This window comes from Streptomyces mesophilus (genome assembly GCF_040300965.1).
In the GTDB taxonomy this organism is placed as follows: domain Bacteria; phylum Actinomycetota; class Actinomycetes; order Streptomycetales; family Streptomycetaceae; genus Streptomyces; species Streptomyces mesophilus_A.
In genome coordinates this window covers 61428-71003 of record NZ_JBEPEW010000029.1, presented here as the reverse complement: position 1 = coordinate 71003, position 9576 = coordinate 61428, and the positions used below count along the sequence as shown (strand labels likewise).

At 73.2% G+C, this 9576-nt stretch carries 5 protein-coding genes and 1 pseudogene; all 6 read left to right on the top strand.

Features of this window, described 5'->3' with window-relative positions:
• A pseudogene (locus ABT367_RS13750) lies at positions 1-376 on the top strand (recombinase RecQ); the annotation flags it as partial.
• Positions 377-588: 212 nt separating this feature from the next.
• Positions 589-2022: a DUF4192 domain-containing protein gene (locus ABT367_RS13745; protein ID WP_352252868.1), complete on the top strand. Its 1434-nt coding sequence runs from the start codon at positions 589-591 to the stop codon at positions 2020-2022.
• Between the two features lie 713 nt (positions 2023-2735).
• A complete protein-coding gene (locus tag ABT367_RS13740) occupies positions 2736-4817 on the top strand; it encodes a glycogen debranching N-terminal domain-containing protein (RefSeq protein WP_434975460.1) in 2082 nt (693 codons plus the stop codon).
• A gap of 543 nt (positions 4818-5360) precedes the next feature.
• Complete coding sequence (locus ABT367_RS13735) at positions 5361-6107, top strand: NUDIX hydrolase (protein ID WP_352252866.1); 747 nt, start codon at positions 5361-5363, stop codon at positions 6105-6107.
• A 173-nt stretch (positions 6108-6280) separates the two neighbouring features.
• The gene (locus tag ABT367_RS13730; protein ID WP_352252862.1) at positions 6281-8206 is read left to right on the top strand and encodes an ATP-binding cassette domain-containing protein; all 1926 of its coding nucleotides are present in this window, start codon (positions 6281-6283) and stop codon (positions 8204-8206) included.
• A 204-nt stretch (positions 8207-8410) separates the two neighbouring features.
• Positions 8411-9298, top strand: a complete 888-nt coding sequence (locus ABT367_RS13725; protein ID WP_352252860.1) for a FadR/GntR family transcriptional regulator — start codon at positions 8411-8413, stop codon at positions 9296-9298.
• The last annotated feature ends 278 nt before the right edge of the window (positions 9299-9576 follow it).

Here is a 9576-nt window from a genome sequence, read left to right as displayed (position 1 = left end):
GGCGCCGGGTGCGGCGGATGCGATCGACCGGCCCGTCGGGATCGTCGCCGTGCCCTCCCTCGGCCGTCCGCAGCTCGTCTCCTCGCTCGCGGAGGGGATCGCGAGGGTCGGGCGGCTGCCGCTGCTCGGATCGCTCTCGTACACCCGCGGGGAGAACGTGATGCGGCGCAGCAACTCCGCGCAGCGGCTCAAGGCGCTCTCCGAGGCCTTCACGGTCGGCGAGGAACTCGCCGCCGCGCTCGCGCAGGCCAAGGGGCCGGTTCTGCTCGTGGACGACTACACCGACTCCGGCTGGACGCTCGCTGTAGCGGCGCGGTTGCTGCGCCGGGCAGGGAGCGGTCCGGTGCTGCCGCTGGTGTTGGCGGCGGCGGGGTGAGGGGGGTGGCGGCGGCCTCGGGGTGAGGGGGGCGGGGGCGCTGTGGGTGGGTGTGCGGGGTGCTCGGGTTGTGCGGGCGTCGGGGTGCACGGGTCGTGCAAGGCGCGGCACGTGGGGGGCTTGTGGGGTGTGCGGCAGGTAATTGGCATGTCCGTAACCGGAGTTATCCACAGGGCAAAGCGGAATCCGGTGATCCGGTGCACTCTCGGGGCATGACGCAACGCAACGAAAGCGCAGCAGCCGGTGACATCTCGATGCCCATGGTCACCTTGCGCAGCGCGGATGAACTGGCGGACGCCCTCCCGTACTTCATGGGGTACCACCCCTCGGACAGCCTGGTCCTGGTCGCACTCCAGGGCGACCGCGGACAGTTCGCCGGACGGGTGCGGCTCGGGATCCCCGGGCAGGCCGAGGACTGGGACTTCATCGGCCAGGAGCTGCCGCGCTGTCTGGTGCAGGAAGTGGAGCAGCGGGCGGGCGGCGCGCGGCCCGACGCGGTCGTCGCCTACCTGTGCCGCGAGCCAGGGCCCGGCGAGAGCGGACGCCAGGTGATGGAGAGCCTGCGCCCGCTGGCCGACGCGCTGCTCGCCACCTGCCGGGACTTGGGACTGCGCGTCCTGGAGGCCCTCTGCCTCTCCGACGACCGCTACTGGTCCTACGTGTGCGCGGAATCGGGCGAGGGGTGCTGTCCGGCCGAAGGCCGGCCGATGTTGATGCCCGGCACGTCCGTCATCGCCGCGTCGGCGACCTTCGCGGGCATCCAAGTGCGCGGCACGCAAAAGGAGATGGAGACACGGCTGACCCCGCTGGCCGGCCCTTCGGTCGCCGCCCAGGAGGAGGCCATCGACGACGCCGTGGGGGAGGTGCTGCCGCGGCTGATGGGCAAGAAGGGGTGCCTCGAGCTCGCGGCAGACACCCTGGTGATCGTCAACGGCCTCATCGCCCGCCTGCAGGAGAACCCGCCACCGCGCTCGATGCGGGAGGACGAGCGGGACGACCGGCTGCTCACCGACGCCGAGGTGGCCCGGGTGCTCGTGGGGCTGCAGGACCCCGAGACCCGCGACCGGGCCACGCTCTGGATGGACGGCCCCCGGGCCGCGGCAGCACTGCGACTGTGGCGCGCGCTGTCGCGGCGTTGCGTCGGGGTGTACGGGCCGTACGGCGCCGCGGTGCGCACCCTCGCGGGGTGGGCGGCCTGGTGCGTGGGCGACCCGACCGAGGCGCGGATCGCACTTGAGCTGGCACTCGCCGTGGAGCCGGACTGCGGTCTCGCCGATGTGCTGTATCGGGCGATCGGGGCGGAGATGCCGCTGGAGACAATGCGTGGGGCGCTGCGCAGCAGCATGGCCGGCTATCCGCCGCTGAACCTGCCCGCGAGCGTGTGGCCGCCGGTGGATGTCACGGTGGGCGTCGAGGCCGGGGTTCAGGGGGAGTTGTTCGATCTGGGTGAGGCGGAGGACGGCGGCGAGGGCGAGGAGTCGGCTCTTCCGCACAGGGAGTCGGAGGTGAGGGGGCGGCGGCCCTCGGGCGGGCGGAAGACGGCCCATGGCCGGCGACCGAAGCCGGGACCGAAATCGGGGTCGGGCCCGAAGCCGAAGCCGGCGCCGGCGAAGACCGTCCCTCGGCAGCGCCGGGGTTCGGAGTGAGGCTGCTGTCCGGGGCGGGGGCTAGACGACCGGGGGCAGGTCCGGGCGGTTCGGGAGCGGGTGGCGGGTCTCGCCCGCTGCCGGGATCTGGAGTGGGCCTGCCGGTCGGGTTGGGCGCGCGTCTGTTGTCGGGGTCTGGAGTGGGCCCGCGGGTCGGGTTGGGCGCGCGTCTGCTGTCGGGGTCCGGAGTGGGTCCGCTTCTCGGGTTCGGTGTGCGCCTGCCGTCGGGGTTTGGGGTGAGCCGTCTGCCCGGGGTGAGGATGCGCCTGCTGTCGTGGCTCGGAGTGAGCCTGCTGCTCAGGTTCGGCGTGCGCCTGCCGTCGGGGTTTGGGGTGAGCCGTCTGCCCGGGGTCGGGCCGCGTCTGCTGTCGCGGCTCGGACCGTGCCTGCTGCCGGGGCTCGGAATGCGCCCGCTGTCCGGGCTCGGGGTGCGCCGTCCCACGTGGCGGGCGGCCCCTGGACCGCCTGCGCGTTTCCCTGTCGTGTCCGCAACCAGTGGCACTGCCCGTGACCCGGGCCGCCGCCGCCCCGTTCACCTGGGTGGTGCAAGCAGTCCGCCCGGCGGTTCGCCGCCGGCGGGTCAACGGCTGGGCCGGGAGCGCAGGTTGCGACCGGTCCCGGCCCTGGCCCTGCCGAACCGCCTTGTGCCCTCACGCCGCTCGCCTCGCCCGTCCCTCTCGCCCCGGCCCGAAGAAGCGAAGAAGAAAGCTCTCATGTCCCTATCCGTGCCGTCCCACACGACACGAGCGGAGAACACGGCCGCCGCCCGCCGGCCAAGTCCGAACCCGCGTCCCGCGTCCGGCGACGGCCCCGGGACAGCTCCCCGCACCCCACGGCAACTGCCGCCCGTGCACGCCTCGTTGATCTGCGTCGCCATGCCGGGCCTCGCCATCTCGTCCGAGCACGGCCAGCTGACCGGCCACGGCCTCGACGGCATCTACCGCGCGGGCCGGCGTCTGCTCTCCCGCTGCCATCTGCGGATCGCAGGCCGTGAACCGGTCGCCGTACAAGGGCGGTTGCTCTCGGCTAGCAGCGCACGCTTCGTCTCCGTGGTCCGGCACACCGACGGCAGCGGGCCCGACCCGGTCGTCACCGTGGAGCGCATCCGGGACGCGCAGGGCATCGAGCGGATCACCCTGCACAGCTCGGCCCCGCGAGCGCTGCGGCTGCCCGTCGAGATCGCACTCGCCACCGACCTCGCGGAGCTCGGCGCCGTCGCTTCGGGCGGCGCCGGGCCCGAACTGGCCGCCAGTGTCTACGACTCGGGGCTGCGCTGGTCCTCGGGCACGGATCACGCCGTGGTCTCGGCCGACCCCGCGCCCCAGGACGCCCTTGCCTCCGCGGGACTCCTGCGCTGGGAGATCGAACTGCCGCCGGGCGGCAGTCACAGCATCGAACTGTCCGTACGCCAGGACGGCGCGAGCCCGTTCCGCCCTGCCGTCCGGACCACCCACGCCCCACTGTCCCCTGCCAGGGCGGAAGGCGACGACCCCAGGGCGTCGCGACTCCTGGCCACCTGTATCGACGATCTGCAGGCACTGCTGCTGCGCGATCCCGCGCATCCCGCCGACATCCACCCGGCGGCCGGCGCCCCCTGGCGCTGCGGACTCGCCCCCGCCGAGGCGCTGGCCACAGCCCGGATGACGCTGCCGCTGGGCACCCGCCTGGCCGTCGGCACATTGCGTACGCTCGCCCGCACCCAGCTCGGCGGCGACGGACCGGACGCGGGCTTGATCCCCGGACCCCTGCGGGATGCGGGACCACATCTGCCGCCGAGCAGCACCGGCATCGAGGCCACGCTGCTCTTCCCCGCCCTTCTCGCCGAGGCTCTGCGGTGGGGCCTGCCGGAACAGGAGGCACATGACCTGCTGCCCGCAGCCGAACGCTGTCTGCGCTGGCTGCGCTCGGCCGTCGCGGCCGGCGGCTATCTCACCGACCCGGCCCCGGGCGGGGCACTGCGCTGCGAGACCCAGGCCCACGCACACCGCGCGGCGCTGCTCGGGGCCGATGTGCTCGAGTTGTACGGCCGGCCGGGCGCGGGGCAATGGCGGGACTGGGCAGCCGAGTTGAGGCAGGCCTTCCGGCGGGACTTCTGGATCGAGGACCTCGGCGGCGGTCGCCCGGCAGCGGCCCGTACCGCCGACGGCAGGCACGTACCGCACCTCGGCAGCGCGGCCGCCCATCTGCTCGACACCGGGCTGCTCGGCGGTGGCGTGCCGGCCCCCGGCCTGCTCGACCGGGTGCAGACCGAGCAGCTCGCACGGCTCTTCGGCGGGCCCGCACTCGACTCGGGCTGGGGGCTGCGCAGTCTCGGTGCGAAAGAGGCGGGCTACAACCCGTTCGGACATCGCGGAGGGGCCGTCCGCGTCCACGAAACCGCCGTCGCCGTCGCCGGGCTCTCGGCGGCGGGCTACGAGAAGGAGGCGGGCGCCCTGCTCGGTGGGGTGCTGGCCGCCGCGGAGGAGTTCGGCGGCCGGCTGCCCGAGATGTACGCGGGGGACCAGCGCGTGGCCGGCGGCGCACCCCTGCCGCACCCTGCGGCCTGCCGGCCCGCGGCCGTCTCGACGGCCGCGGGCATCCACCTGCTCCTCACCCAGGCGGGCCTGCGCCCCGACGCCGTGACCGGCACGGTGTCCCTGACTCCGGTCGGCAGCGCCCCGCTGGGCGAGCTGAACCTCACGGGCCTGAGCATCGCGGGGGCCCCTTTCGCGGTACGCATCAGCCGCCTCGGTCTCGCCATGGTCGAGCAGGCGGGGGAGGGGCTGCAGCTGGGGGTGCGTACAGGGGGCGGATGAGGCCGGAGCGGAGGGATGGAGGGGGCGCGAGCTGCGGGCGAAGGGAATGCGAGCTGCGGGGTGGAGGGGGTGCGAGCCGCGGGCGGAGGGGGTGCGAGCCGCAGGGTGGAGGAGACCCGCGCCGCGGGCGGAGGGGACGCGAGCCGCAGGGTCGAAGAGTTCTGAGCCGGTGGGGCAGGCGACGCGAGTCGACGGGACGGACGAGGCCCGACGGGGCAGGCGACGCCTCCCGGCGGGACGGACGAGATCCGACGGGGCAGGCGACGCCCGTCGACGGGACGGATGAGATCCGAGCCGAGGGGGCGGGGAGACGTGAGATGACGAGGCGGACACGAGCCGGAAGGGTCGAGGAGCCGCGAGCCGACGGACAGAGGTGACCCGAGCCCACGGGGTGGAAGGGACACCAGCCCGGCGGGGTGGACGGGACCCGAGCCCACGGGCAGAGGAGACCCGAGCCCACGGGGCGGATGGGACGGGAACTGCTCCGTGGGAGCCGCGCCCGAACCGGGTGTTTATCGTCAGCCAGACGACTATGATCGCGTCATGTCGCCCTACGACCCGTCGGCCTACCCGCCCTTCGCCGTCACCGTCGACCTGGTCGTCCTGACCGTGCGTCGGCACTCGCTGTGTGCGCTGACGGTGCGCCGCGGGGAGCCCCCCTTCCAGGGACGGTGGGCCCTGCCGGGCGGATTCGTGAAGGCCGACGAGGATCTGGCGGACGCGGCGGCGCGCGAGCTCGTGGAGGAGACCGGGCTCTGCGTACACGATCCCGCCGCCCCGGAGTCCTCGGGCAACGGCGCACATCTCGAACAACTGGGTACCTACGGCGACCCGCAGCGCGACCCCAGGATGCGTGTGGTCAGCGTCGCCCACCTCGCTCTCGCACCCGATCTGCCCGCGCCCCGCGCGGGCGGCGACGCCAACAGCGCACGCTGGTCGCCCGTCGAGACCTTCCTCGACCAGGACGGCGAGCAGGGCAGCCTCGCCTTCGACCATGCGCAGATCCTCGGCGACGGTGTCGAGCGGGCCCGCTCGAAGATCGAGTACTCCTCGCTGGCCACGGCGTTCTGCACCCCGGAGTTCACGGTCGGTGAGCTGCGCCGGGTCTACGAGGCGGTCTGGGGCGTGGCCCTCGACCCCCGCAACTTCCACCGCAAGGTCACCGGCACGCCCGGCTTCCTGGTGCCCACCGGCGGCACCACGACCCGTCAGGGCGGCCGCCCGGCCCAGCTCTTCCGCGCGGGTGGCGCGACACTGCTCAACCCGCCGATGCTGCGGCCCGAGGTCTGACGAAGGCCCCGCGCGCAGCTCATCCGCACGCGCGAGCGACGGCGCCCGCACATGCGACCGAACCACCCCCGACACTGTCGCCCACCCCTGCCCAGAAACGGCCAAATATCCCGTTATCGTGCTGAAGGTACCCAGGGCCCCGACCGCCCCCCGCCCCGCGCGCGAGAGAAGCGATGATCCAGGCCACCGGACTGACCAGCAATCCCAAGAAGGACCAGCCGCCCACGATCGACGACGTCTCCTTCGAGGCGCGCGCCGGCCGGGTCACGGCATTGCTCGGCGCCGTTCCGGCCGAAACCGCCCAAGTGCTGCGGCTGATGCTCCAACTCGAGCCCGGCCGCGGCGTGACGTACTTCCGCGGCAGACCCCTGAACCGCATCGCGCACCCCTCGCGCGAGGTCGGCATTCTGCTCGGCGACGTCCCGGGCCACCCCGCCCGCACGGTCCGCGGACAGCTCCGCATGCTGTGCGCCGCGACCGGCGTCCCCGTCACCCGCGCCGACGAAGTCCTCGAAGTGGTCGGCCTGGTGAGCCTGCGCGACGAACGCCTCGGCACCCTCTCCCGCGGCATGGACCGCCGCCTCGGCCTCGCCTGCGCCCTGCTCGCCGACCCGCACACACTCGTCCTGAACGCCCCCGCCGAAGCCCTCTCGGCCCGTGAGGCGGCCTGGTTGCACGCCATGCTCCGCGCCCATGCCCAGCAGGGCGGGACGGTCCTGTTCACCACGTCCGACCCCAAGGAAGCCGCGCGCGCCGCCGACCGCGTCATCACGCTGGATCAGGGCTGCGTCGTCGCCGACCAGGACGCCGCCGACTTCGCCCGCACCCGGCTGCGCCCCCGCGTCGCCATCCGCTCCCCGCACGCGGCCCGCCTCCTCGCCCTGCTGACCAAGGAGGCCCGGGTCGCCCGCCGCTCCGTGGAGGTCGTCCGCGAGGACGGCAACCGGCTCTCGGTCTACGGGAGCACCACGGCCGCCGTCGGCGAAACCGCGTACAAGCACGGCGTCCTCCTCCACCAACTCGCCGACGAGGTAGGCGACTCGGGCCCTCCGGCCCCACCTCAGGAGCCCTCCGCCACGACTGCCTCGCACCCCGGCACCGCCCCCGCCTCCGCCTCCGAAACGGGCACCTCGCACCTCCAAGCCGAGCCCGCCCCGACCCCCGCCGCCACACAGGCGACCGCCGTCCCCGCGTACACGCAGGACGAGAAGCAGTCGGAAAGCGACGGGAAACCGGGCGCATCGGCGAACAAGAACGCCAACGACAGCTCCCGGACGGTCACTTCAGGACCGCTCCACCCCCTCCCGCCCCCGATCACCGTCCACCCTGCTCGCTCCCCCCTCCGCCCCCTGCGCTACGAACTCCGCCGGGCCATGGGCATCCCCACCGGCTACCTGACGGTGGCGCTGGTGCTCGCCGTCTCCGCGCTGATCTCCGTGGTCCAGGCGCGCACCGGGCACACCCCGCTGCCCAGGCTCCTCGCTGCCTGGCCGTACGAACTGCCACTGCCCCCCGCGGCTCTCGGTGCCGGTCTGCTCGGCGCGCTCTCGTTCGGCGACGAGTTCAAGCACCCCGCGCTCGCCGCCGACCGCGGCACCGTCCCGCGCCGTCTCGGGCTGCTCGCGGCGAAGCTCGTCGTCTGCGCCGCGACCGCGCTCCTGATCGCAGCCCTCGTGCTGCTGTCCGACGCCGCCCTGCTGCATGTCGTCTACGGGGAGGAAGTGACGCGACTCCCCGCCGACTGGCCTTCGCTCACGGCGAGTTGGCTCTGCCTCGTCACCGGCTGCTCGTGGGCGGGCCTGCTCGCGGCCGGCGTCTTCCGGTCCACCGCGGCCGGGCTCGCCGCCCTGCTCGCCGTCCCGGTCGTGCTCGTCCCCGTCGTACAGAAGGCGCTGGAAGGGCCGTCGGTGCGCACCGCCGCAGGACTGCCCGCCCGGCTGCGCGATCTCGCACTCGTCCAGTGGCCGATCGGCAGCGAGCGCTATCTCGCCGGTGCGGTGCGGATGCTGGCCCAACCCATCGCGTTCACGCTGGCGTTGAGCCTCGCGACGCTGATGGCGGCCTATCTGCTCACGTCGATGCGCAGCCGCCTGCGCTAGCCGCGGCGCACCCGGGGGCCGGCTCGAACTTCCGCCTCCCATAGCAGAACAGAACGGTCGTTCAGCCCGATCGACCTACAACACCCAGGTAATGCCGCTTTCTTTACGATAAGGCGTCAATTACGGCAAGGTAAGCGATCACCCTTTCGTGTGCTTTTCACCAAAGACCTCAAGGGGGTTGGGGACCGCGCCGACAAAGGATCCGTGAGTACCCTTGCGCACACCATGATGACCGCCGCCCGCTCCGCCGATTCCGGCCTCGCAGGACCGGGCGAAATCGACCGCTACCCGTACGCGGAGACGCCCGGCGTCGACCGTGTACCCGCACCGGCCTGGGAGGGCCACGAGCAGGACCTCGGCCGGGTCGGCCGACGCGCGGCCGGCAGTCGCGGCCGCGGACTGCACGGCCAACTCGTCCAGCAGCTCGGCCAGATGATCGTCTCCGGCGACCTCGGCGCGGACCGCCCGCTGGTTCCCGAGGAGATCGGCCAGCGCTTCGAGGTGTCCCGCACCGTCGTCCGCGAATCGCTGCGCGTCCTCGAGGCCAAGGGCCTCGTCAGCGCCCGCCCCAATGTCGGTACGCGGGTGCGGCCGGTCAGCGACTGGAATCTGCTCGACCCGGACATCATCGAGTGGCGGGCCTTCGGACCGCAGCGCGACGACCAGCGCCGTGAGCTGACCGAGCTGCGCTGGACGATCGAACCGCTCGCCGCCCGGCTCGCCGCCGGCCACGGCCGCGACGAGCTGCAGCAGCGCCTGACCGACATGGTGGAGATCATGGGCCACGCGCTCGGGCAGGGCGATGCGCTGACCTTCTCGCGCGCCGACTCCGAATTCCACTCGCTCCTCATCCAGCTCGCGGGCAACCGCATGCTGGAGCACCTGTCCGGCATCGTCTCGGCCGCCCTCCAGGTCTCCGGCGGCCCGCTCACCGGCTGCGACCGCCCCGGCGAGGCTTCGCTCGGACACCACGGCCGCATCGCCGACGCCATCGCGGCCGCCGACGGCGCCGCCGCCGAGACTGCGATGCGTCAACTTCTCACCGTGCACCCGGACGTGGAGCGCGTGGTGCCCGCCCCGCGCGAGCACTGAGTGCGGATCGCCGATCTCTCATCCCTGATGTCTGATCTTTGATCTCGTTCTCCGTACCTTTTTCGCTGCGCAGTCGCCGGACCCGGGCCGGTTGGTACCGGGTCCGGCGGCTGTTTGCGTGGGCGTATGTCTGCTTCTGAGCGTTATCACCGGTTACGCGGTGTGACTCGGGCCACGAACATTGGGCGTAACGCTCTTCGCGGCAGCGCGATGACCTAAGAGGTGACTGCCGAGGAAGGAATACAGCAGCCGGTTGTGGCGCTGTGTGAGCTCCGCGG

Coding starts and splice junctions, on each gene's coding strand:
- ABT367_RS13745 (WP_352252868.1), top strand. CDS start 589: ATGACGCAACGCAACGAAAGCGCAGCAGCCGGTGACATCTCGATGCCC.
- ABT367_RS13740 (WP_434975460.1), top strand. CDS start 2,736: ATGTCCCTATCCGTGCCGTCCCACACGACACGAGCGGAGAACACGGCC.
- ABT367_RS13735 (WP_352252866.1), top strand. CDS start 5,361: ATGTCGCCCTACGACCCGTCGGCCTACCCGCCCTTCGCCGTCACCGTC.
- ABT367_RS13730 (WP_352252862.1), top strand. CDS start 6,281: ATGATCCAGGCCACCGGACTGACCAGCAATCCCAAGAAGGACCAGCCG.